Source organism: Halomonas sp. M1 (assembly GCF_029581375.1).
Taxonomy (GTDB): domain Bacteria; phylum Pseudomonadota; class Gammaproteobacteria; order Pseudomonadales; family Halomonadaceae; genus Vreelandella.
The window spans coordinates 903,168-924,865 of sequence record NZ_CP121119.1; the positions used below are offsets into that span (position 1 = coordinate 903,168).

Sequence of the window (21,698 nt, forward strand, 5' to 3'; positions counted from 1 at the left end):
AACCTCGCGTCATTCAGTCAACTGCGTCTGGCGCTGCTTAACCGCACTGTCCAAACGGGCCAGCAATGGCTTAATTCGGTCATGCTTCATCGTCATGGACGCTTTATTAACAACCAGGCGCGTGCTGATATGGGCAATCAATTCACGGGGCTCCATACCATTAGCACGCAGGGTATTTCCCGTATCGACAATATCGACGATTTCATCGGCCAAGTTCATTAACGGGGCTAATTCCATCGCGCCATAAAGTTTGATGACTTCTGCCTGTATCCCCTGCTGCGCGTAGTAACGGCGCGCCACGTTAACAAACTTGGTGGCTACTCGGCGGCGGGCGTGGGCTGGAGGCTGACCCGTGACGCCAGCAGTCATCAACTTACACCGCGCAATCTCAAGATCCAGAGGCTCATAAAGCCCTTCTGCGCCGTGCTCTAACAGCACGTCCTTACCTGCAATCCCTAAATCGGCCGCACCAAGCTGAACATAGGTAGGTACATCCGTTGCGCGAATTACCACGAGCTTCACATCAGGCAGGTTGGTATCGAACAACAGTTTACGACTTTTACTTAAATCTTCTGCGGGAGTAATGCCCGCATCCGCTAAGAGCGGCAGCGTTTCGTCCAGAATACGCCCCTTTGAAAGGGCTAAGATTAATTGCTTGCTCATTGTGTCGGCCAATGGTTAATAGCATGGCTTAGCCGGGTATGCGGCGAATTTTCGCACCCAGCAGCTGTAATTTTTCTTCAATGCACTCGTAACCACGATCGATATGATAGATGCGGTCAACAAGCGTTTCGCCTTCCGCCATCATAGCTGCAATTACTAGCGATGCTGAGGCGCGGAGATCCGTCGCCATTACCGGGGCACCTGAAAGTTTATCGACGCCTTTGATAAGGGCCGCATTACCTTCCAGCACAATATTAGCCCCCATGCGGTTCAGCTCCTGCACGTGCATAAAGCGGTTTTCGAAGATAGTCTCCACTACCCGAGAGTCCCCCTCAGCCACCGCATTCATAGCCACAAACTGCGCCTGCATATCGGTAGGAAACGCTGGGTAAGGCGCTGTCCGAATATTGACCGGCTTAGGACGTTTGCCATGCATATCCAAGGCAATCCAGTCATCGCCCGTGGTTATTTCAGCACCGGCCTCTTCGAGCTTGGCGAGCACTGCTTCCAGAATATCCGCCCGGGTACGCTTTACTTTAACTCGGCCACCCGTCATCGCTGCCGCGACTAAAAAGGTGCCGGTTTCGATACGGTCAGGCATTACGTCATGCTCGCAGCCATGCAGCGATTCAACACCTTCAATGACAATCGTATCGGTGCCATGGCCGCGAATGTTAGCGCCCATCTTGATCAAGCATTCGGCAAGATCCACTATCTCAGGTTCGCGTGCCGCATTTTCTAGAACGGTTTTACCCTCAGCAAGGGTCGCGGCCATCAATAGATTTTCAGTACCGGTTACCGTTACTGTGTCGAAGTAAATGGTGGCGCCTTTTAAACGGCCATCTACAGTGGCACGTATGTAGCCGCTTTCGACATGAATCTCAGCGCCCATGGCTTCCAAACCGCGGATATGCAGGTCAACCGGACGTGAACCAATAGCACAGCCGCCAGGCAGTGACACATCTGCTTTGCCAAAATGCGCAAGCAATGGACCCAGCACCAAAATAGACGCCCGCATTTTCTTAACAAGCTCATAAGGCGCATGACACTGGGTAACTTGAGAGCCGTCTAGCTGGATACTGAGCTTCTCGCCCATTACTGGCTCAACGCCCATGCGCCCGAGCAACTCTAACGTTGTGGTAATATCTTGAAGGTGGGGCAAGTTACCAATGACCACGGGGCCATTAGCAAGCAAGCTAGCGCATAAAATTGGTAATGCCGCGTTTTTAGCACCGCTTGCCCACACTTCACCGTCAACCGAACCGTTTCCGGTAATAAGTAATTTATCCATGAGCGCGCCCGTTATCGGGCGTTCTCCGGGGCAGTTTGCCACTGCACCGGAGTAAACGTTTTGATGCTAATAGCATGAAGCGCGCCGGAAGCGATTTCATCGCTTAATGCTGCGTAAACAAGCTGTTGACGCTTAACAGGAGAGAGACCTTCAAAGGCTTCGCCAACCGCAATCACCTGAAAATTACAGCCTTCACCCTGGATATGAAAATCACATCCTTCGATGCGGGATTCGAGCAGTGCTTTTACTTCATTGGGTTGCATGGGACAGGAAACTCCTTGGGGGCCATTTGGATAGTTTGAAATAGGCAAACATGATAAAGAAAAGCAGCGCGCTTGGCGATGTTGGTCTACGCGCTTAGCGCCGCACTTGGGTGTGCAATCAGTTCATCAAGCTCTGCTAACGATGCGAGCCGCATCAGAGGTGCCGACAGTACAATGGATTCGATGGCAATTTTTTGACGGCTACAGGTTCGCATCCACTCAAAGAGAACGCTGATAGCCACGCTGCTGGCCATTGAAACAGCAGTAAAGTCAAAAGCTGCTTCGTCCACGCCACTGGCTTTCAGCCATTTCACGCCCGCAGCGGCCAACTCGGCCGCTGCGCTTACATCTACATCTCCACTTACCTTAAGCGTTCGCCCCTGTACTTCAAGGGAAACGCTGGGCTGTGACAGTAGCAGCGTCACGCATCACCCCCCTGCTCTAGCTCGTCAACCCCAATCTCAGGGGACCACCCGCGAATAACCGCATCGTAGTCGCGATTATTTTCGCGCATGGCTTGATCAAACTGATTACGGAACGTTAAGCCCAGATTAATGCCATTAACGATCACGTTCACTACACGCCATTCACCATCGGAAAGCCGCAGGCTGTAGCTTACCGGGTAAACCTGACCATTATTAGCAACAACTTCCATATCGACACTAGCCTGGTCTTCATGGCGCTGACCACGCTGGTTATCCAGCACACGAAGTTCATCGTAATCAAAAGTTACTAACCCGCGAGTATAGGTATCAATCAGCGTTTGACGAAAGACGTTAGCGAATCGACTACGCTGTTCTGGCGTCGCATTGCGGAAATAGCCTCCCATTACGCTGGCACCGATATAGCGAAAGTCTGCCACTTCATCAAGGCTGTCGTTAACTAAGGCTTTTAACTCATCAAGATTATTCGCGAAGTACTCTTCTCTCCCTTCAAGTTCAGCCATGAAAGCGCTGACATTTTCACGAATAAGCGCTTCAGGCGTTTGGGTCTGCGCCTGGGCACTCATTGGCAACAACATGACCATCGTCATTACAACGGCAAACAGCCAGCGAGCAGTTACTTTATCGGTATATTTCATTATCTCTTCACCTCATCATTCTAAGTGTCGTATGTCCAGGCTGTGTATAACGGGTCGTCTTCAGCCGTTAGTTGCTAACCATATTGGATATAAATTGCTGGATTAGTTCTTCTAATACCAATGCAGACTGGGTGTCGCGGATAGTGTCACCGTCTTGCAAAACATCAGGATCTCCCCCAACACTTAGCCCTATATACTGCTCACCTAGCAGGCCAGCGGTTAGAATGGCTGCCGTAGTGTCCCGGGATAGCTGGCCTTCCAAATCGCTATTTAGGCTTAACACAACGCGGGCATCGTACCACTCAGTATCCAGCTCAATAGCCTCAACCCGCCCAACGGTTACCCCCGCCATGGTGACGCGGGCACGGGGCCTTAAGCCACCTATGTTGGAAAAGTTGGCCTCAAGCCGAAATGTCTCGGAAGGAGCTGAAAGCGTAAGCCCGCTGACTCGCAAGCCCAGAAACACAAGCCCCAAAATACCTGCCAGCATAAAGAGGCCAACGCCAAACTCCATGGTTTTAGTGCGCTTCATGAAACTGCTCCACCCATTAAAGGCCGCCGAACATGACGGCGGTTAGTACAAAATCAAGCCCCAAGACGGCTAGCGATGAATACACAACGGTGCGCGTAGTGGCACGGGAAATACCTTCAGAAGTAGGTATAAGATCATAACCTTGGAACACCGCAATCCAGGTTACGACCACGGCAAAAACCATACTTTTGATCATGCCGTTACCAATGTCATTTATAAATGACACGCTGGCCTGCATATTGCCCCAGTATGAGCCTTCAAAGACGCCCAGCCATTCAACCCCTACTAGATAGCCACCCCAAATCCCCACCACGCTAAACCCAACGGTGAGAATGGGCAGCGCTACAAAGCCCGCCCAGAGTCGCGGCGCCACTACACGGCGCAGTGGATCGACGCCTATCATCTCCATACTGGTCAACTGCTCGGTTGCTTTCATCAGCCCTATTTCAGCCGTCAATGCAGACCCAGCCCGCCCAGCAAATAGCAATGCAGCTACTACAGGTGCTAACTCACGTAATAGCGAAAGCGCCACCATCTGCCCTAACGCCTGCTCAGCCCCAAAATCGACCAGGATGGTATAGCCCTGTAGCGCCAGCACCATACCGATAAACAGGCCCGACACCAACACAATGGCAAGCGATAGAACACCGACGAAATGCACCTGCTTAAGCCATAACCCCCACCCCTCCCGGGACGGGATGCCCACAGCAGACTGCGCTAGAAAAACGCCTGCCCGGCCCAGCGCTTCCATAGCATCACACCCTTTACGACCTAAACGGGCAATATGAGCGGTGCCTTGCTTGAGTTTTGACTGCATTTATCCTGCCCTTGTGACCGAAGCTTGCCCAAGAATATCGCGATAGAAACTCTCAGCGGGATAATGAAACGGCACAGGCCCATCGGGTTCGCCGTGAATAAACTGACTAACTCGCGGATCCTGGTTAGTATCCAACGTTTTGGGGGTGCCATGGGCAACGACCTGACCATCGGCAATCAAGTATAGGTAATCGGCAATGCTCAGCGTCTCTTTTATGTCGTGAGAAACGACCACCGACGTAAGCGCTAACGCCTGATTTAGCCGCTTGATTAGCTGCACTAAAACGCCCATGGAAATGGGGTCTTGTCCTACAAACGGTTCGTCATAGAGGATTAACTCTGGGTCTAGCGCCACCGCCCGCGCCAGCGCCACGCGACGCGCCATACCGCCCGAAAGTTCTGCGGGCGTTAGCTGACGAGCACCGCGAAGCCCAACGGCCTGAAGCTTGAGCAACACAAGGTCACGAATCATCGCATCAGGTAAGTCCGTATGAACCCGCAGAGGAAACGCAACGTTTTCAAACACATCAAGATCAGAAAAAAGCGCGCCACTTTGAAATAGCATGCCCATCCGTTTACGCAGCGCGAACAGGGCCTTGCGTGACAAACGATGGACATCCTGACCATCAATCAAAACTCGACCCCGGTCTGGCGTCAGCTGGCCGCCAATAAGCTTAAGCAGCGTTGTTTTACCTGTGCCGCTTGGCCCCATGATAGCCGTCACCTTCCCCCGCAGGATCGTCATGTTGATCCCCCGGAAAATATCGAGATCGCCCCGAGAGAAGTACAAATCTTCAATTTCTATGAAGGGAACATCTGTCATAGGCTGATTGACCTTCATTGTCGCCTCGCCGTAGCGGGTTAGTATAGGATCACCGCACACCGCTTAGTGTAGAATTCATCGCTAAAGAAACAGTGTTTTCTAAATATTATCGAACATCGTATCCTAACACTATCTTTAGTAACAGCGTGCAGTAACAGCACCTCTCGTTGTCACTATCTCAGGCCACTGCAACGGATCCTGCCGCTTTTTTAAGCGGCTAAGCGACGAAGCGCTTTACCTATAAAGCGCAACGAGATGTTATTCTTACCTATTCATTTTTGAACGCTAACGAGACTATCAACATCATGCGCCAGCCACCCTCTACACCCAGCCAGCTGCGTGAAAGTGCGCTGCGCACCCTGCAAATTGAGCAAGCCGCTATTGGGGGCCTGCAGGCGAAGCTTGACGAAGGCTTCGATCATGCCTGTCAATTGATTCTTGCCTGCCAAGGCCGGGTAGTGGTCACCGGCATGGGGAAATCTGGCCACATTGCTGGCAAGTTAGCCGCTACCCTTGCCAGTACTGGAACACCTGCTTTTTTTGTCCACCCAGGGGAAGCTAGCCACGGTGACCTTGGCATGATTACCCGTGCCGATGTGGTATTAGCGCTATCGAACTCTGGCGAAACGGCCGAAGTAACCGCTCTTTTACCGCTACTTAAAAGACTCGGCACCCCCCTGGTAAGCATGACCGGCCGCCCCGGCTCCACGCTGGCTAAACATGCTGATGCCCACCTGGACAGTGGTGTTGAGCGAGAAGCTTGCCCGCTCGACCTTGCGCCTACCAGTTCGACTACCGCAGCGCTAGCGCTAGGAGATGCACTTGCCGTCGCACTTTTAGAAGCTCGCGGCTTCACCGCTGAAGACTTTGCCCTCTCTCACCCTGGCGGCAGCTTAGGCAAACGTTTGCTACTGCGTGTTAAAGACGTCATGCATGACGGTGCTCGCCTTCCCCAAGTTGCGCTGGGTAGCCCACTTCGGGATGCCCTGTTGGAAATCACCCGGCAAGGCCTTGGCTTCACCTGTGTCGTCGATAGCGATGGACGCTTAGCCGGCGTGTATACCGATGGCGACCTACGCCGCACCCTTGATCAATTTCATGACCTGCGAGAGGTGTGTGTTGACGATGTCATGACACGGCCTGGGAAACGTATTGGGCCTGATGTGCTTGCTGCAGAAGCTGTTCGGATCATGGAAGATAGCCGTATCACTGCGCTTGCCGTGGTCGATGAACAGCAGCGACCTATCGGCGCTTTACATATGCATGATCTTTTGATTAGCGGCGTTATCTGAAAACTATTGAACACTTACAAGGAGGCTCTATGGCCCTACCTGATGCTCTACTTGATCGCATTCGTCGTGTACGTCTACTCGCTCTTGATGTCGACGGCATATTGACAGATGGCCGGCTCTACTTCCAAGCGGATGGCATTGAGATTAAGGCGTTTCACACCCAGGACGGCCACGGCCTAAAGCTATTAAAACGCGTTGGTATTCATGTGGCGCTGATTACCGGCCGAGACTCTACCATGGTCAGTCAACGCGCCGCGTCTCTGGGCATTACCCATGTCCATCAAGGCTGTGAAGACAAGCTCGCCACACTCAAAGACCTTTGCAAGCGCCTTGACATCACTTTAGAGCAAGTTGCCTACTGCGGCGACGACTTACCGGATTTGGCCCCTATCAAGCGCTCTGGAGTAGGCATTACCGTTCCCAATGCACCCGACTACATGCACACCCACGCGGATTGGATCACCGATCGCCTTGGTGGCCACGGCGCGGTTCGTGAGATCTGCGATACGCTGCTCATGTCCCAAGGCCACTGGGATGCCGTGATGGACACCTATCTACACAGGCATTCGTAATGACTCGGCGGGTTAAAAAGCGCGTCTGGCTAACCGGGGTTGTGGTTGCCCTGGGCACCCTGCTGGTATGGATAGACCCCCGCGGCCCGCAAGACATCGCTCCAGACCCAGATGCTCAAGCCGATGAGCCTGGCCATGTGCTAGAAAACGCTGAAATCACTCTGTTTGGCGAAACGGGTGCTATTCAACAGTCGCTGGTCACGCCCTATTTAGTTCATACCCCCCAGCGGGCCATGACGCAAGCCACCTCGCCCCGAGTAACACTATTTGATGGTGAACAGCGAGAGTGGCTAGCTACCGCCAACGCAGGCACGCTCAATACGGACACACACGCGCTGACATTAACCGGCGCAGCCAGACTATTGGCACCGGATGAAGGCTGGCAGTTGGATACAGAGTTATTACACTATAACGGCATGACACGCCATGCATGGAGCGACGTGCCGGTACTTCTGCAGCAACCGCCACAGCGGATCAGCGCTTCACGCATGGATGTGTGGCTTGACACTAGCCAGGTTCGCTTAACCGATAATGTGCGCGGCATCCACCCGCCCGCCCCCCAGACGCCTTAGGAGTCGCTATGAAAGTTTTAATCTGCACCGCGCTTTTAGCCCTAGCGGTGCCGCTCTCAGCGGCTGCCCAAACAACGCAAGCGCCGGTTGAAGTTGAAGCAGACCGCTTAGATCTTGATCAGCTCGCTGGCACGGCAGTCTATAGCGGCAATGTTAATATTCGCCAGGGTGAGATGCAGCTTCGCGGGGAGCGTGTCGAAATTCAGCGCAATGATGCTGGCGAACTTGCCCGCGCAATCGCCACGGGTGAGCGCGCTTACCTACGGAACCAGCTAGACGGTGAAACAACACCCATGGAAGGCTGGGCACGTCGCATTATCTATCATGTCGCCGAACGCCGGGTTGAGCTCATCGATCAGGCAGAGCTTACCCAACGAGGTGATCGTTTCCAGGGGGGGCGCTTGGAATACTTCATTGACCGAGAGGTCGTGCAGGCCCGCTCAGAAGTCGACGGAAGCGAATCACAGCGTATTCGCATGACCCTACAGCCCGCGCAATAGGGAGTTCATTTGTGACAACCCCCAGCACCACAGCAACTAACGAAACTGCTCCGGTAAAAACGCTCTATGCTCATCACCTGGCTAAAAGCTATAAGCGTCGCCGGGTGGTGAAAGATATTAACCTAGAGATTACCCAAGGCAGCGTTGTGGGGCTACTCGGCCCGAACGGAGCGGGTAAAACCACCTCGTTTTATATGATCGTTGGGTTGGTTAAGTCTGACGCAGGCAGCGTCGGTATTGATGATCTAGACCTCACCCGCGCACCCATGCATGAACGGGCTATTGCAGGCATTGGCTACCTGCCCCAGGAAGCCTCTATTTTTCGTAAGCTTTCGGTCGCCGACAACATCATGGCAATACTTGAAACTCGAAAGGAGCTTGACCGTAGCGCCCGTGAACAGCGTCTAGAGTCGCTACTTGAAGACTTCCACATTACCCATATCCGCGACAACCTGGGCATGAGCCTATCCGGTGGCGAGCGTCGGCGCGTTGAAATTGCCCGCTCACTGGCAACCGAGCCTGTGTTTATTCTGCTAGATGAACCGTTCGCAGGCGTAGACCCTATTTCAGTGGGTGATATCAAAACGATTATACGCGCGCTCAAACAGCGACATATCGGTGTCCTCATCACCGACCATAACGTACGAGACACGCTCGATATCTGCGATATCGCCTATATCGTTGGCGATGGCCAAATCATTGCTAGCGGCGACCCACAGTCTATCCTCGATAACCAGAAGGTGCGCGACGTCTATCTCGGGGCTGATTTCCGCCTATAAACAGGCGCCTACCGACTAATTACTTTTAATGGCATGCTTATTGCACTTGCACCTGAGGATAACTCGCACTAGGGTGGAGCTTTCTGATTAACGAGTGGTTCTCAGATGGTCATGAAAGCTTCTCTTCAACTGCGTATCGGCACACAGCTGACCATGACACCTCAGCTGCAGCAGGCAATTGCGCTGCTCCAGCTCTCAACACTCGACCTGCGGCAAGAAATTCAGCAAGCGCTCGACGCTAACCCAATGCTGGAACAAGAGGATGAATTTGGCGAGCAGGCGGTCACCGAGACGCCGGAAGCAGAATGGGCTGAAAGTATCCCTAGTGAGCTTTCTGTGGATAGTGACTGGTCCGACACCTACCAAGATATGGGCAGCACGGGCGGTAGCAGCGAAGGGCCTGATTTTGAGCGCCAGGCAGCAGGACAAAGCCTGCACGGTCACCTGCTTTGGCAACTTGCCATGACCGACTTCACGCTACGTGAGCACACTATTGCCGAAAGCTTGATCGATGCCCTCGATGCCAATGGCTACATCACTCAGCCGCTTAACGACATCCGCGAAGGCTTAAAAGCTCAGGGCCTGGACGGCCTAAGCCAGCGTGAAGTAGAGAACACCCTGTTGCGCTTGCAGCAGTTTGAGCCCACCGGGGTCTTCGCGCGGGACTTACGCGAGTGCCTAATGCTTCAGCTAGCCACGCTCCCCGAGGAGACGCCGCTTTTAGTACCTGCCAAACGGCTGGTGCGTCAATTTCTTGAGGCACTCGGCAAAGACGATATACGGCTGCTTAAACGACGCTTGAGCCTGGATGATGAACAACTCGATGATGTTATTCGCCTCATTCGCAGCCTTGACCCGCGCCCCGGCAGTGCCTACGGCGACAGCGATGATAGCTATATAACCCCAGATTTGGTCGTGCGGCACGATAATGAAGGCTGGCACCTGGAACTTAATCCAGAAGCGTTGCCCCGGCTACGCATTCAGCCTGACTACGCAAGCTTGATAAAGCGTGCTGATAAAAGCCAAGATAACCAGTTCCTTAAAGAGCACCTTCAAGAAGCCCGCTGGCTAATTAAAAGCCTTTCGAGCCGAAATGATACGCTGCTGCGAGTGGGTCGAGAAATTATCGCGCGCCAGATTGGCTTTTTAGAGCATGGTGAAGAGTCGATGAAACCGTTAATTTTAGCGGACATAGCCGAAGCCGTGGAGATGCATGAGTCCACCATCTCCCGGGTGACCACTCAAAAGTATATTCATACGCCCCGAGGAGTATTTGAACTCAAGTATTTCTTTTCCAGCCAGGTCAGCGGCCAAGATGGTGGCGACAGCCACTCCAGCACCGCTATCCGCGCGCGGATTAAGAAGTTGGTGCAAGATGAGCCACCGGGCAAGCCGCTTTCCGACAGCCGTTTGGTGACGCTCTTGGAAGCAGGCGGAATTAGTGTTGCAAGGCGCACAGTCGCCAAATATCGAGAGTCAATGGGCATTCCCTCTTCAAGTGAACGGCGCCGTTTACGTTAGCGAACAAGGAAACACCGCTATAGGGCTTTGCAACAGCGTAAAAAGGGTTACAATCGAAGTACAGTCCCATGGATAAGGAGCACGTCAATGCAAGTAAATATCACTGGTCATCATGTAGATCTGACTGACGCCTTGCGTGACTACGTAAATGAAAAACTAGCGCGCGTTGAGCGCCACTACGACAACATTACGACAGTACAAGTGACCTTATCTGTTGAGAAAGAGCGACAGCAAGCTGCCTGCACTCTGCACGCAGCCGGGGCTGATCTTCACGCCGAAGCATTAGATAATGACATGTACGCCGCTATTGATGCTTTAGCGGATAAGATCGATCGTCAACTCGTTAAACACAAGGAAAAAGCACAAGCTCGCGCCCAAGGCGCTGGTGTGCGTTAATTCAATGACGTTGGAAACCATACTCCCCCCGGAGCGCGTGCTATACGACGTGCCCGGGGGCAGCAAAAAAAGGGTGCTGGAGTTTTTCAGCACCTTTATTGCCCAAAACACCCCTAGCCTGGATAGCCAGGAAGTCTTTAGCCGTTTAATTGGTCGCGAACGCCTGGGAAGTACTGGTATAGGTAATGGCGTTGCCATTCCCCATGCTCGAAGCCCCCACTGCATCGCCCCTATTGCCGGCTTTTTAAAGCTTGCCGAGCCAGTCGATTTCGATGCCATTGATGGCGACCCTGTCGATCTGGTGTTTGTCTTGTTGGTGCCGGAAGAAGCTGACGACACGCACTTAGCATTACTTGGGCAAGTTGCCACCATCATGAACGAGGCTGATACGCGACAACAGCTTCGGAAAAGTACTAGCCAGCGTGAACTTCTTGAGCTTATCACCTCAAAAATCCGTGAAAAATCGGCGCACTAAGCGTCTACCTCGACGCTAGCCGCTACCTTTCTTCATTTTAAGCCTCATTAATTTTTTGGCAGCCCAAGAGAAACTCTATGCAATTGGTGATCATTAGCGGCCGTTCTGGGTCCGGTAAATCTATCGCCTTACAAGCGTTAGAAGATCTTGGCTACTACGCCATCGACAACTTACCCGCGATGCTGCTTGGCTCTTTAGTAGATGAGCTGCGTGTTCAGGGTGGGCGTACCCATTTAGCGGTAAGCATTGATGCCCGTAACCTGCCAGCAGCTCTTGAGCGCCTGCCAACGCTACTTGAAGAGCTCAATCAGCGGCAGATTCGTTTCCAGGTAATTTACCTGACCACCGATGCAAGAATTTTATTAGAGCGCTACTCCGCTACACGTCGTCGACATCCGCTAACTCGCGATAGCGACATGACGCTTGAGGAAGCCATTAACAAAGAAGAAGAAACGCTGCTTGAGATACGCGACCTTGCTGATCTCATGATCGACACTTCACGGCTTTCGGTGCACGACTTACGTCGCCGTATTACCGATCAAGTCGCCCATCAGCATAGCGACCAGCTAACCCTCACCTTTGAGTCATTTGGCTACAAGCGGGGCGTACCCCTAGATGCCGATATTGTGTTTGATGTGCGCTGCTTACCTAACCCCTACTGGGACCCAACGCTACGTCAGTACACTGGCAGAGACGCTAACATTGTGGCTTTTCTCAGCAGCTACCCCATTGTCGATGCGATGAGCAACGACATTTACAGCTGGTTAGAGAAGTGGCTGCCGGCTTACCAAAACAGCCAGAGAAGCTATATGACCATTGCAATCGGTTGTACCGGCGGCCAGCACCGCTCTGTTTACATGGTGGAGGAACTCGCGCAACGGCTCGTAAAACACATAGGGGAAGTACAGCTAAGGCATCGAGAACTGGGACTTCAGTACACTCTCAGTGAACAACCGGCGCAACCATCACCTTCAGAACCAGTCGAACCTGAGTAGCTTTAACACCTTAGATGCACGTATCCAACAAGACGACACCACTCGGCAAAAAGGAACCAGGGTGCCAGAACGAAATTTAACCCTTACCAATCAGCGCGGCTTACACGCGCGAGCGGCGACTAAACTGGTCAAATGCGGGCAACAGTTTTCAGCCAACATTTTCGTTTACAAGCAACAGCAAAAGGCCGACGCGGCTAATATTATGTCGCTACTGATGCTAGCAGCACCTTGTGGCACCGAGTTAAAGGTTATCGCAGAGGGCGATGACGCTGAACAGGCGCTGGAGGCCATCCAAAGCCTGTTCGACGCGAGATTTGATGAGGATCAATGATGGTACTAATCAGCTAACCGCTATCCCCAAACATGAGTTGCTAGCTGCCTGCGACCGTCATGGCATCAATTAACCAACTGCCGGTGTGAATACTGCCACGAGTGTCTATGTCATCAGCAACACCGACCAAGCCCGCAAACATGGTGTTGAGATTCCCAGCAATGGTGAACTCTTCTATAGGGTACTGCACTTTCCCATTTTCAACCCAAAAACCCGCGGCCCCTCTTGAATAGTCACCGGTAACGCCATTAACGCCCTGCCCCATTAGCTCGGTTACCCAAATCCCCCGACCCATCTCTTTCAGCAGCGCGTCCCGGCTCGTGGCAGGGTTTACCAATCGAATATTACGCGCACCGCCAGCATTAGCCGTGGTTTGCATCCCTAAACGGCGAGCGCTGTAGGATGAAAGCATATAGCTTGCGATATTTCCCTGGTCAATAAAGCGGTTATTGCGCGTTTGCACGCCTTCGCCATCGAAGGGAGAGCTTGCGGTTGCCCCCACTTCCATCGGTCGCTCTTCTAGGCTAAACCAGTTGGGAAAAAGTGGCGTTCCTAATCGGTCGCATAAAAAAGATGCCTGACGATAGAGCGCGCCGCCCGCTAACGCGCCCATCAGGTGGCCAATTAGCCCACTGGCAAGCGTAGGATCAAAAAGTACGGGGAAGGTGCCTGTCGGTGGGCGCTTCGCGCCTAAGCGCCTAAGTGTCCGAGCAGCCGCCTCTTGCCCCACGCTTTCAGGATCACGAAGCTCGCTCGGATTTCGCGCCGAGGTGTAGTCATAGTCCCGCTGCATGCCATTTTCATCCTGGGCGATTAACATGCAGGAAAGCGAGTGACTGCTACCCTTTTGCGTTCCCAAAAAACCGTGGCTATTGGCATAGACACGCACGCCTTCACCACTAGAGAGCGATGCCCCCTCCGACTGGTGAATCCCCGCCACGCTGCGGCCAGCCTGCTCGCAGGCCAAGGCTATCTCAATAGCCTCATCGGTGGTTAGCGGCCAAGGGTAATGCACTTTTAAATCGGGCAAATGCGATGCCATCAGGGCAGCATCAGCCAACCCTGCAGCGGGGTCTTCCCCTGTGTAGCGGGCAATCGCCAGGGCCTTTTCCACCGTCGCTTTAATAGAGGCACTGCTTGCATCGGACGACGACGCACTGCCTTTACGCTGCCCCACATACAGCGTCACGGCGATTCCTTGGTCGCGTGAAAGCTCTACCGTTTCCACCTCGCCCAAGCGCACGCTGATGCCCACGCCTTGGTCGACGCTTGCACCTACTTCAGCTGCATCTGCACCGAGCTGTTTTGCCAGCGCCAACGCCTCTTCTGCACGTGTAGTTAACAGCGCCTGCTGTGAGGTTGCGTCAAATGCCTGTGCCATGTTGTGGCCTCCTTTTCGCCAGAATCGCATTGGCGAATCAATGTTGTTGTCGCAGCTGATATAATGCTGCAAACGAATCTGATCAGTGAGTTCTAGTATGCCTAAGAAACGCCCCGAACCCTTCGATAGTGATGAACAGGAAGAACGCCCGAGCAAATCTCAGCTAAAACGAGAAATGCATGCGTTACAGGCACTTGGCGAAACACTTATTGCCATGAAGCCCGCAGAACTGGCGCGCTTTCCGCTCTCTGATGACATGCTGCGAGCCATTGAGGAAACCTCCCGCATCCGCTCCCATGAAGGGCGTCGACGCCACATGCAGTACGTGGGAAAACTTATTCGCAAAGAAGACCTCGTCGCTATTCAAGGGGTATTTGACGGCATTGAACAAGAGAAAGAGCAGCGTGACCATGCCTTTCATCGCCTTGAGAAATGGCGTGACCGTTTAATCGACGAAGGCGATGACGGTGTTGACTTATTTCTTGCCGAGTACCCTGACGGCGACCGCCAGACGCTGCGCCAGCTAGTGCGCAATGCACGAAAAGAGCGCGAACAAAGCAAGCCACCCACCAGCTCGCGTAAGCTTTTCAAGCACCTACGCGAGACGCTGGCCCTCTAAGTTTGGGTTAAGACGACTGGGTGCCACCAACGGTCAGCTCATCTAGCTTCAAGGTGGGCTGACCAACGCCGACCGGTACGCCTTGCCCCTCTTTGCCACACACCCCAATACCTGTGTCCATTTCCGCATCGTGGCCAATCATAGAGACTCTTCCCATGGCTTCTGGCCCATTACCGATAAGGGTAGCGCCTTTTACAGGCGCAGTAATTTTGCCATCTTCGATGAGATAGGCTTCGCTAGCCGAGAACACAAACTTGCCCGACGTAATATCCACCTGCCCGCCACCAAAACTCACCGCATAGATACCGCGCTTGACGCTCTTAATAATGTCGCTCGGCTCATCCTGGCCAGCTAACATGACGGTATTGGTCATCCGCGGCATCGGCAGGTGGGCGAATGACTCGCGCCGCGCATTGCCGGTCGGCGCCATGTTCATTAAACGGGCGTTAAGCTTGTCCTGCATATAACCCGTTAAAATACCGTTTTCGATGAGCGGCGTATTTTGTCCAGGCGTGCCTTCATCATCAACGCTGAGCGACCCACGCCCATCTGATAACGTAGCATCGTCGACAATAGTCACGCCTTTGGCAGCAACACGCTGACCCATTCGCCCAGCGAACGCCGAGCTACCTTTACGGTTAAAATCCCCCTCCAAACCATGGCCAACCGCTTCGTGTAGCAGGATGCCTGGCCACCCGGCGCCGAGCACTACTGGCATTTGCCCTGCAGGCGCGTCCACTGCATCTAAATTTACCAAGGCTTGGCGCACCGCCTCTTTGGCGTAACGCGCGGCAACGCCCTCATCTCGCAGCCTTGCCATGGAGTAACGCCCACCACCCCCTGCACTGCCGCGTTCGCGACGGCCATTTTTAAAGGCAATAACGCTGACATTAAAACGCACTAGCGGGCGGATATCTGCTGCTAAAGTGCCATCGCTGGCACGTACCAGCACTACTTCGTAGGTACCGGACAGTGAAGCGCTTACTTGACTGATACAAGGGTCAGCCGCACGCGCCACGCGGTCGGCCTCTTTCAGTAGCGCAACCTTATCTTCTGCTGTGAGGCCTGCCAGCGGGTCAATGCCTGCATAAAAGGGCGCTACAGAAACAGGCCTTACCGCCTGCCCAGAGAGCTGCTTGCCGCTACGTACAATCCCCGCTGCGGTGCGGCCAGTGTCCACCAGCGCATCGGCGGTAATCTGGTTTGAGTAGGCAAAGCCGGTTTTTTCGCCTGCTAGCGAACGTACACCCACCCCACCATCAATGTTGTAGCTGGCTTCTTTTACCTCGCCATCTTCCAACACCCATCCCTCTTGCCAGGTGCGCTGAAAATAGAGATCGGCGTAGTCGATGCCTGCCCCCATGGCATAGCCAAGCCCTGTGTCCAACGCATCTAGGTCAAGACCACTCGGCGTTAACAGAATGGAAACAGCGGTATCTAAATCGCTTTTAAGTGCGGTCATTGAGGGCCTTCTAAGGTAACCTGCGGCGATGTCCAGGGACCTCGCACGCGATAGTGAATAGTCGTCGCTCGATCAAACGCATCGCCAAACAGCTGGTCGGCGAGGAATAAGGCGCCCCCCACAATGGGGGCGCCCACGGCAATGGCCGCGATGGGTAAACTTTGGCTAACTGGCAGTGTGACGCCTAAACGCTGATCGAGTTCACGCTGCGCTAGGTTGATGTTGCCGGTAAGCGTCATTGAGGCTGCCGGGGCTTCAATATGCAACGGCCCGCGCATCATTAACTTCCCACCAGCCACATCCGCTGTGCCATATACCCTATCAAAAGCGGTGCCTTGACCCGTAACATCAGAAAAATCCAGACGTAATCGGCGTAATATGTTGTCAAAATTAAGCAGCCCAACCAACCTTGCGGGCGCGGACTCCAATGTCACAAAACGGCCATCACGGATATCGATATCAATCTCGCCGCCCGCTCGGCTCAAGTCAAGCTGCCAGGGTGCGCCAGGCCATGCTAGCTCAGCGTTGATGTCCGTTGAACGGCTACGCATCGCCACCGGCTGGCCAAGCCGCTCTAGGGCAGTACCCACATCCCCTCCGAGGATTGAAATATCGGCCCGCGTTTGACTGTTCACCGCACTGCCTTCCCAAAATAGTTCGCCCCGAGCCGAAAGCTGGCCAAGGGTCAACCCAACGGGTGACAGCGAAAAGCGTCGATCATCGGTTTGCCAATAGGCCGTTAGCGGGCCAAACCGCCCCCCACCCAAGCTGATTTCTGCAAGTCGTAACCGACCACTGGGCAGCTCGGCCAGCCATGAAGGAATGGGTGCCGACGTTGAGTATCGTGTTTCCACTGCCTCTACCCATGAGGCGGGTGAAGCTTCACTGCTACTATGTTCTTTAGAGGGCATGTCGAACAGTCGCTCGGCCTCCAGCGAAGTAATCATTATATCCAGAGGCCGCGCGGTCTTGGGGCGATACTCAACCCGACCCGAGATTAAATCACCGCTAAGCAGCATTCCCATCTGCTGCCCATGGATATCGCCCGACATGTTAATTTCACCAAAGCATTCGCTGCGGTAGCGTAAACACGGGGTACTTACCCTTAGCGAGATAGGTGCTTCGCTCTCTTCGTAATCAATATCTACCGGCGACTGGCTTTGCATCAGCGGCGCAACCGCTGCATGCCATGCCATTGGGTCTATTTCAGGTAGTTCGGCGACGACGTTAAAGCCTGGCTGGCGCAGCCAGCCTTGCGGCAACGACGCAGCCCCCAGCGCCAACTCGCCGGCTAATTCGCCATTTGCTAACGGCTGCCCACGCGCATGAATAAGCTCGGCTAGCTGGGTTTCCAGTCGCCCGCTCTCTATATCGGCCGTAAAGCGCCAGGGCCAGGGCTGCTCAGCGGTTTTAGCGAAGGGTTCAGGTAAGTGACTCACCACGCCCAGCCAACGGCTTTCGAGAGTTACCTTAGGCGTCGGCTCAAGGCGGACCTGACCACGCCACTCAGCACTGCCCTCAAATACTTGGCGAGCCTGTTCAGCAGGTATGTCTGCCAAGCGGAACAGCGCAGCGGTATTAACATCGCCACGTAAGTCGATTCGGTCTTGCTGGCTATTAACATCCGCCACAATTCGGCCACCTAGCAGCCGACCGCTGGCATTACCTGACAAAACATAGTTTTCGCCATGCTGCTGCCAGGTCAGCGCGCCCTCAACATTGGTTAAGGGTAATTCTAGGGGCTGGTAGGCGATGCTTGAAAACTGCGGGCGGGCATTGACCTCTACCTGCAAGGTGTCAGGCGCATTAAGCGGTAGCGACAGGGCAATATCTCCCTCTACATGGCCTTCAGCACGCACATCGTCAAGCAACGACATATCGACATTAGGAATAGCCTTGAGAAACTGAAGTAGCGATTGGCCATCGCTCTTTAATTGCCCAGAGAGCCTTAGCTGCTCATCGGCCATTATCAACTCACCTTCAGACGCCTGCACACCGTGGCTCTCGGCATACTCAATGTGGGCCTCAAGCACTTGCTCTTTCCAGGTCAACCGCCCCTCCACGTGCTCTAGCCGTGGCCAGTCGGGCGCGATAGGCATATGCCCCTGTGTTACCGACAGAGCCAGCGTCGCAGAGAGCTCATCGGCTGTTTGGTCGGTAGCTAAGGGCAGGCTAAGCTGGAGAGACCCGTTGGGCACATAGCCTCCGATATCGTTGAGCAGCCATTCACGCATTCCGGGTTCAAACGCGTAGATGGGCAGCCAGTGAGACAAGGGGTATTCCACAGCATCGACGTTGGCAAAATCGATATCTAAACCAAATTGACCACTCTCTTTATCCCTAATTAACCCAAAGCCACCGCTAACCTCTGCACCATCCCACTGCACGGCTAAATCACGACCACTAATCATTGTATTGGGGCCATCATAGACCCACTCCACCACGCCTTGGGCATGACTAAGCTGCATGGGGGCAATAAATAACCCAGGAAAATGTAGCGAACTCTCTCCCGCGCTACTGAAGGTCACTCGGCCGCGAAAATCCCGCGCTTGTACCCAGGCATCCAGTGGGCCGCCGCCGGGCGCCTGCTGCCAGGGCAAAACGGCAACATTGGTCAGCGCCGCATCAACCCCCCAGCGCCCCTCATGCTGGCCAACACTTAGCCCTTGAACTTGGCCACTGGGGGAAAGGGTTTGAAGCACCCGGGTTACTGATTCAGGCAACAGCACATAGTCGCGCCAGGCGGTCAGTGAAGAGAGTTCAAAAGCACTTGTGCGAAGCTCCCAAAAATCAGCCTGATGCGACAAATACCAGTGGTTCGGTAGCGCTGGGCCATCACTAATGCCAGAGGGGCGCGCCCACTCAACACTGTCAGCGTCGGCGCTTAGCCACGCTTTGCCACCCTCACCATCACGCTGCCAAAGGCCAGTTGCCTCAATATCTTGTAATACCGCGTATTGAATTTCATGGCGCAGAGTAAGCTCGGGGATATCCACCGCCAGGCGCGCTTCATCGAGCCGACCGCTATGCCATCGTCCCCACAGCTTAACTTCGCCCCCTGCCTGTTCTAGGTGGGGCATATAGTCCGGCCGAAATACCGCCGCTAATGACAGCAAGTGATCAAGCTGCATATCGAGCTGTAGTGCCGCCGAGAAGTCGCTAAACCCTCGCTGCCCTGGCTGCATTTCCACCTGCATATTCAGCGCAGGAAGGGCCTCTTCATCACTTAGGTCGGGGGTTTCTAAAATATTCACTACCCCCTCTAGCCGTGTGCGCCGCTCGTCACCGTTGAGCAATAAGGTAGGCGCATGCATGGCCACCTCATCTTCTTCTCCATGCAGCACAACGCGTGTGTTATCCACCCACAAGCGCTGACGCAGGATAATGCCTGCCCACTTATCAATTTTGGCTAAATCCAGCGTAGGCTCTGGCGCTATAAACTCGGGTAGCTCGGCAGGGTTTGGCCAGCCCCAAGCAGCGTCTTGCTGCTGGTAAAGATGAAACTCAGCCCCAGTAATACGGGCATCGTTAAAAATGGGGGCAACACTTAGGAGCGAGGCCCAGCTATCAAGCCGCAGGTGGGCCTGCTCAAGGGATAGCAGCCGTTGCCCTTGCGGCGTTGCTGCTTGTAAGCCCTCTAAGCGCAGAAATAAATCGTTGCGCTCAAGGGAGAGAGAAAGGTGCTCAATAGTCACCGGTACGCCGATACGCGCTTCAAGGAGCGCTTCAATGTTGGGCGTTAGCGCCCCTACTTGGCTAATCAGCAGCCTTATTACCAAAAGCAGTATGGCCAGCATGCCAAGCAGCCACGCAAATGCAATCAGGAGCCACCGCCCCCACGAACGTAGCGCTATCATTACATCAGCACAATATCGTACTGTTCTTGGGAGTAGTGCTGCTCAACCTGAAAACGGATCGTTTTGTTGATAAAGCTCTCCAGGTCAGCCACTGCTGCGGACTCTTCATCCAACAAGCGGTCTACCACTGGCTGGGATGCGAGTACCATATACGTCTCAGCGCTGTAAGCTCGCTCTTCGCGCAGTATTTCACGAAAAATTTCATAGCAAACAGTTTCAGGAGTTTTCAATGTGCCGCGTCCGCTACACGTAGGACACGCTTCACACAATGTCTGCTCCAAGCTTTCGCGCGTACGCTTGCGGGTCAACTGAACTAAGCCAAGCTCGGTTACCCCGGTACACTTGGTTTTAGCGTGATCCCGCTCTAGGGCTTTTTCCAGTACGCGCAGCACCTGACGTTGATGCTCAACATCTATCATATCGATAAAGTCGATAATGATAATACCGCCCAAGTTGCGCAACCGCAGCTGACGCGCTATCGCCGTCGCCGCTTCAAGATTGGTTTTAAAAATGGTTTCTTCGAGATTACGGTGACCGACATAGCCCCCGGTATTGACATCAATGGTGGTCATGGCTTCAGTGGGGTCAATCACTAAGTAGCCGCCCGACTTTAACTGCACTTTACGCCCTAACGCTTTTTGAATTTCATCCTCAACACTGTAAAGGTCAAAAATAGGGCGCTCGCCGGGGTAGTACTCAATACGATCCACCGCCTCGGGCATAAACTCTTCGGCGAACTCCACGAGTTTGACAAAGTTTTCCCGGGAGTCGATACGCACTTTTTCAATATCATCACGCATCACATCGCGTAACGTGCGCATAAAAAGCGGTAGGTCGTCGTAGATGACGCTAGGCGGAACAGCCGTGATTTTACGCTCACTTACTTTGCGCCAGATGCGCAGCAGAAAATACATATCCCCTGCCAGCTCTTCTTCGCCCACGCCTTCAGCCGCTGTGCGGACGATAAACCCCCCGGTCACATCGATGGTTTGCTCTTCTATACCCTTATCCAGCAGGGCTTTAAGCCGCTCCCGCTCGCGATCATCTTCAATACGCTGGGAGACGCCATGGTGTGGCGAGTCAGGCATGTAAACAAGGTAGCGTGAAGGAATTGAAAGGTGCGTTGTCAGTCGCGCACCTTTGCTGCCAATCGGGTCTTTGGTGACCTGCACCACCAGCGCCTGCCCCTCATGGAGTAACTGACCAATCGTTTGCTGCTCATCACTGGGCGTACCCGGCGGCATCACTTCATGGGCATGAATGAATGCTGCACGCTCTAAGCCAATATCAACAAAGGCAGCCTGCATACCAGGCAGTACCCGCACTACTTTACCTTTGTAGATATTACCTACGATGCCGCGCCGGCGTGAGCGCTCAATTAGCGCCTCTTGTAGTACGCCATTTTCTACCAGCGCAACGCGGGTCTCCATTGGCGTTAAATTTATGAGGACTTCACCGCTCATGCAAAATTCCTTAT

Annotated in this window: 23 protein-coding genes; 11 read left to right on the forward strand and 12 right to left on the reverse strand. The window is 53.8% G+C overall.

What is annotated here, in order from left to right; genetic code table 11:
• Positions 1-9: 9 nt before the first annotated feature.
• The 8 genes from hisG to P8S54_RS04130 all read right to left on the reverse strand — a co-directional run bounded on the left by hisG (position 10) and on the right by P8S54_RS04130 (position 5,469).
• On the reverse strand, positions 10-663 hold the full coding sequence (hisG, locus tag P8S54_RS04095) for an ATP phosphoribosyltransferase (RefSeq protein WP_009100028.1): 654 nt from the start codon (positions 661-663) through the stop codon (positions 10-12).
• A gap of 28 nt (positions 664-691) precedes the next feature.
• Entirely contained in the window at positions 692-1,954 is a 1,263-nt protein-coding gene (murA, locus tag P8S54_RS04100; RefSeq protein WP_281443332.1) for a UDP-N-acetylglucosamine 1-carboxyvinyltransferase, read from the reverse strand.
• 11 nt (positions 1,955-1,965) lie between these two features.
• Positions 1,966-2,217 carry a BolA family protein gene (locus tag P8S54_RS04105; RefSeq protein WP_281443333.1) on the reverse strand — a complete coding sequence of 84 codons (252 nt, stop codon included), beginning with the start codon at positions 2,215-2,217 and terminating at the stop codon, positions 1,966-1,968.
• An 86-nt stretch (positions 2,218-2,303) separates the two neighbouring features.
• Positions 2,304-2,642 (reverse strand): STAS domain-containing protein, encoded by a 339-nt coding sequence (locus P8S54_RS04110; RefSeq protein WP_281443334.1) that lies wholly within the window; start codon positions 2,640-2,642, stop codon positions 2,304-2,306.
• On the reverse strand, positions 2,639-3,298 hold the full coding sequence (locus tag P8S54_RS04115) for an ABC transporter substrate-binding protein (protein WP_281443335.1): 660 nt from the start codon (positions 3,296-3,298) through the stop codon (positions 2,639-2,641). Before P8S54_RS04115 ends, P8S54_RS04110 begins: the two co-directional genes overlap by 4 nt.
• Positions 3,299-3,365: 67 nt before the next feature.
• Positions 3,366-3,830, reverse strand: a complete 465-nt coding sequence (gene mlaD, locus P8S54_RS04120) for an outer membrane lipid asymmetry maintenance protein MlaD (RefSeq protein WP_009100017.1) — start codon at positions 3,828-3,830, stop codon at positions 3,366-3,368.
• Positions 3,831-3,846: 16 nt separating this feature from the next.
• Positions 3,847-4,647 carry a lipid asymmetry maintenance ABC transporter permease subunit MlaE gene (mlaE, locus tag P8S54_RS04125; RefSeq protein WP_009100015.1) on the reverse strand — a complete coding sequence of 267 codons (801 nt, stop codon included), beginning with the start codon at positions 4,645-4,647 and terminating at the stop codon, positions 3,847-3,849.
• Entirely contained in the window at positions 4,648-5,469 is an 822-nt protein-coding gene (locus tag P8S54_RS04130) for an ATP-binding cassette domain-containing protein (protein ID WP_281443336.1), read from the reverse strand. It abuts the gene before it with no gap.
• Positions 5,470-5,774: 305 nt separating this feature from the next.
• On the opposite strand from P8S54_RS04130, the gene P8S54_RS04135 reads away from it, so the two are divergent.
• The 10 genes from P8S54_RS04135 to P8S54_RS04180 all read left to right on the forward strand — a co-directional run bounded on the left by P8S54_RS04135 (position 5,775) and on the right by P8S54_RS04180 (position 12,902).
• Positions 5,775-6,761, forward strand: a complete 987-nt coding sequence (locus P8S54_RS04135; RefSeq protein WP_009100012.1) for a KpsF/GutQ family sugar-phosphate isomerase — start codon at positions 5,775-5,777, stop codon at positions 6,759-6,761.
• Positions 6,762-6,790: 29 nt separating this feature from the next.
• A complete protein-coding gene (locus P8S54_RS04140; protein ID WP_009100010.1) occupies positions 6,791-7,333 on the forward strand; it encodes an HAD hydrolase family protein in 543 nt (180 codons plus the stop codon).
• Positions 7,333-7,905 (forward strand): LPS export ABC transporter periplasmic protein LptC, encoded by a 573-nt coding sequence (gene lptC / locus P8S54_RS04145; protein WP_281443337.1) that lies wholly within the window; start codon positions 7,333-7,335, stop codon positions 7,903-7,905. The genes P8S54_RS04140 and lptC overlap by 1 nt, the downstream gene beginning before the upstream one ends.
• Before the next feature lie 8 nt (positions 7,906-7,913).
• Positions 7,914-8,405, forward strand: a complete 492-nt coding sequence (gene lptA / locus P8S54_RS04150) for a lipopolysaccharide transport periplasmic protein LptA (RefSeq protein WP_281443338.1) — start codon at positions 7,914-7,916, stop codon at positions 8,403-8,405.
• 11 nt (positions 8,406-8,416) lie between these two features.
• On the forward strand, positions 8,417-9,184 hold the full coding sequence (gene lptB / locus P8S54_RS04155; RefSeq protein ID WP_281443339.1) for an LPS export ABC transporter ATP-binding protein: 768 nt from the start codon (positions 8,417-8,419) through the stop codon (positions 9,182-9,184).
• Between the two features lie 105 nt (positions 9,185-9,289).
• On the forward strand, positions 9,290-10,705 hold the full coding sequence (locus tag P8S54_RS04160; protein WP_281443340.1) for an RNA polymerase factor sigma-54: 1,416 nt from the start codon (positions 9,290-9,292) through the stop codon (positions 10,703-10,705).
• A gap of 87 nt (positions 10,706-10,792) precedes the next feature.
• Positions 10,793-11,101, forward strand: a complete 309-nt coding sequence (gene raiA / locus P8S54_RS04165) for a ribosome-associated translation inhibitor RaiA (RefSeq protein ID WP_009100000.1) — start codon at positions 10,793-10,795, stop codon at positions 11,099-11,101.
• Positions 11,102-11,105: 4 nt separating this feature from the next.
• The gene (gene ptsN / locus P8S54_RS04170; protein WP_281443341.1) at positions 11,106-11,576 is read left to right on the forward strand and encodes a PTS IIA-like nitrogen regulatory protein PtsN; all 471 of its coding nucleotides are present in this window, start codon (positions 11,106-11,108) and stop codon (positions 11,574-11,576) included.
• 77 nt (positions 11,577-11,653) lie between these two features.
• Positions 11,654-12,571, forward strand: a complete 918-nt coding sequence (rapZ, locus tag P8S54_RS04175) for an RNase adapter RapZ (protein ID WP_281443342.1) — start codon at positions 11,654-11,656, stop codon at positions 12,569-12,571.
• A 61-nt stretch (positions 12,572-12,632) separates the two neighbouring features.
• A complete protein-coding gene (locus P8S54_RS04180) occupies positions 12,633-12,902 on the forward strand; it encodes an HPr family phosphocarrier protein (protein WP_009099995.1) in 270 nt (89 codons plus the stop codon).
• Between the two features lie 40 nt (positions 12,903-12,942).
• Here the strand turns inward: P8S54_RS04180 and pmbA are convergent, their stop codons facing one another.
• Positions 12,943-14,283: a metalloprotease PmbA gene (pmbA, locus tag P8S54_RS04185; protein WP_281443343.1), complete on the reverse strand. Its 1,341-nt coding sequence runs from the start codon at positions 14,281-14,283 to the stop codon at positions 12,943-12,945.
• A gap of 97 nt (positions 14,284-14,380) precedes the next feature.
• Here pmbA and yjgA point away from each other — a divergent pair, with 97 nt between their 5' ends.
• Positions 14,381-14,902, forward strand: a complete 522-nt coding sequence (gene yjgA / locus P8S54_RS04190; protein ID WP_009099990.1) for a ribosome biogenesis factor YjgA — start codon at positions 14,381-14,383, stop codon at positions 14,900-14,902.
• Positions 14,903-14,909: 7 nt separating this feature from the next.
• Here the strand turns inward: yjgA and tldD are convergent, their stop codons facing one another.
• The 3 genes from tldD to rng are packed head-to-tail and all read right to left on the reverse strand — an operon-like array spanning position 14,910 to position 21,684.
• Positions 14,910-16,364, reverse strand: coding sequence for a metalloprotease TldD (tldD, locus tag P8S54_RS04195; protein ID WP_281443344.1), 1,455 nt, complete (start codon positions 16,362-16,364; stop codon positions 14,910-14,912).
• Positions 16,361-20,221, reverse strand: a complete 3,861-nt coding sequence (locus tag P8S54_RS04200; RefSeq protein ID WP_281443345.1) for an AsmA-like C-terminal region-containing protein — start codon at positions 20,219-20,221, stop codon at positions 16,361-16,363. The genes tldD and P8S54_RS04200 overlap by 4 nt, the downstream gene beginning before the upstream one ends.
• Positions 20,221-21,684, reverse strand: coding sequence for a ribonuclease G (gene rng, locus P8S54_RS04205; RefSeq protein ID WP_009099987.1), 1,464 nt, complete (start codon positions 21,682-21,684; stop codon positions 20,221-20,223). Before rng ends, P8S54_RS04200 begins: the two co-directional genes overlap by 1 nt.
• Positions 21,685-21,698: the final 14 nt, after the last annotated feature.

Excerpts from the sequence above, each read along its gene's own strand:
- murA (WP_281443332.1), bottom strand. The coding sequence starts at position 1,954 with ATGGATAAATTACTTATTACCGGAAACGGTTCGGTTGACGGTGAAGTG.
- P8S54_RS04135 (WP_009100012.1), top strand. The coding sequence starts at position 5,775 with ATGCGCCAGCCACCCTCTACACCCAGCCAGCTGCGTGAAAGTGCGCTG.
- P8S54_RS04140 (WP_009100010.1), top strand. The coding sequence starts at position 6,791 with ATGGCCCTACCTGATGCTCTACTTGATCGCATTCGTCGTGTACGTCTA.
- lptA (WP_281443338.1), top strand. The coding sequence starts at position 7,914 with ATGAAAGTTTTAATCTGCACCGCGCTTTTAGCCCTAGCGGTGCCGCTC.
- P8S54_RS04160 (WP_281443340.1), top strand. The coding sequence starts at position 9,290 with ATGGTCATGAAAGCTTCTCTTCAACTGCGTATCGGCACACAGCTGACC.
- mlaE (WP_009100015.1), bottom strand. The coding sequence starts at position 4,647 with ATGCAGTCAAAACTCAAGCAAGGCACCGCTCATATTGCCCGTTTAGGT.
- pmbA (WP_281443343.1), bottom strand. The coding sequence starts at position 14,283 with ATGGCACAGGCATTTGACGCAACCTCACAGCAGGCGCTGTTAACTACA.
- P8S54_RS04115 (WP_281443335.1), bottom strand. The coding sequence starts at position 3,298 with ATGAAATATACCGATAAAGTAACTGCTCGCTGGCTGTTTGCCGTTGTA.
- rapZ (WP_281443342.1), top strand. The coding sequence starts at position 11,654 with ATGCAATTGGTGATCATTAGCGGCCGTTCTGGGTCCGGTAAATCTATC.
- ptsN (WP_281443341.1), top strand. The coding sequence starts at position 11,106 with ATGACGTTGGAAACCATACTCCCCCCGGAGCGCGTGCTATACGACGTG.
- rng (WP_009099987.1), bottom strand. The coding sequence starts at position 21,684 with ATGAGCGGTGAAGTCCTCATAAATTTAACGCCAATGGAGACCCGCGTT.
- P8S54_RS04200 (WP_281443345.1), bottom strand. The coding sequence starts at position 20,221 with ATGATAGCGCTACGTTCGTGGGGGCGGTGGCTCCTGATTGCATTTGCG.
- P8S54_RS04105 (WP_281443333.1), bottom strand. The coding sequence starts at position 2,217 with ATGCAACCCAATGAAGTAAAAGCACTGCTCGAATCCCGCATCGAAGGA.
- mlaD (WP_009100017.1), bottom strand. The coding sequence starts at position 3,830 with ATGAAGCGCACTAAAACCATGGAGTTTGGCGTTGGCCTCTTTATGCTG.
- yjgA (WP_009099990.1), top strand. The coding sequence starts at position 14,381 with ATGCCTAAGAAACGCCCCGAACCCTTCGATAGTGATGAACAGGAAGAA.
- hisG (WP_009100028.1), bottom strand. The coding sequence starts at position 663 with ATGAGCAAGCAATTAATCTTAGCCCTTTCAAAGGGGCGTATTCTGGAC.
- lptC (WP_281443337.1), top strand. The coding sequence starts at position 7,333 with ATGACTCGGCGGGTTAAAAAGCGCGTCTGGCTAACCGGGGTTGTGGTT.
- P8S54_RS04130 (WP_281443336.1), bottom strand. The coding sequence starts at position 5,469 with ATGACAGATGTTCCCTTCATAGAAATTGAAGATTTGTACTTCTCTCGG.
- raiA (WP_009100000.1), top strand. The coding sequence starts at position 10,793 with ATGCAAGTAAATATCACTGGTCATCATGTAGATCTGACTGACGCCTTG.
- tldD (WP_281443344.1), bottom strand. The coding sequence starts at position 16,364 with ATGACCGCACTTAAAAGCGATTTAGATACCGCTGTTTCCATTCTGTTA.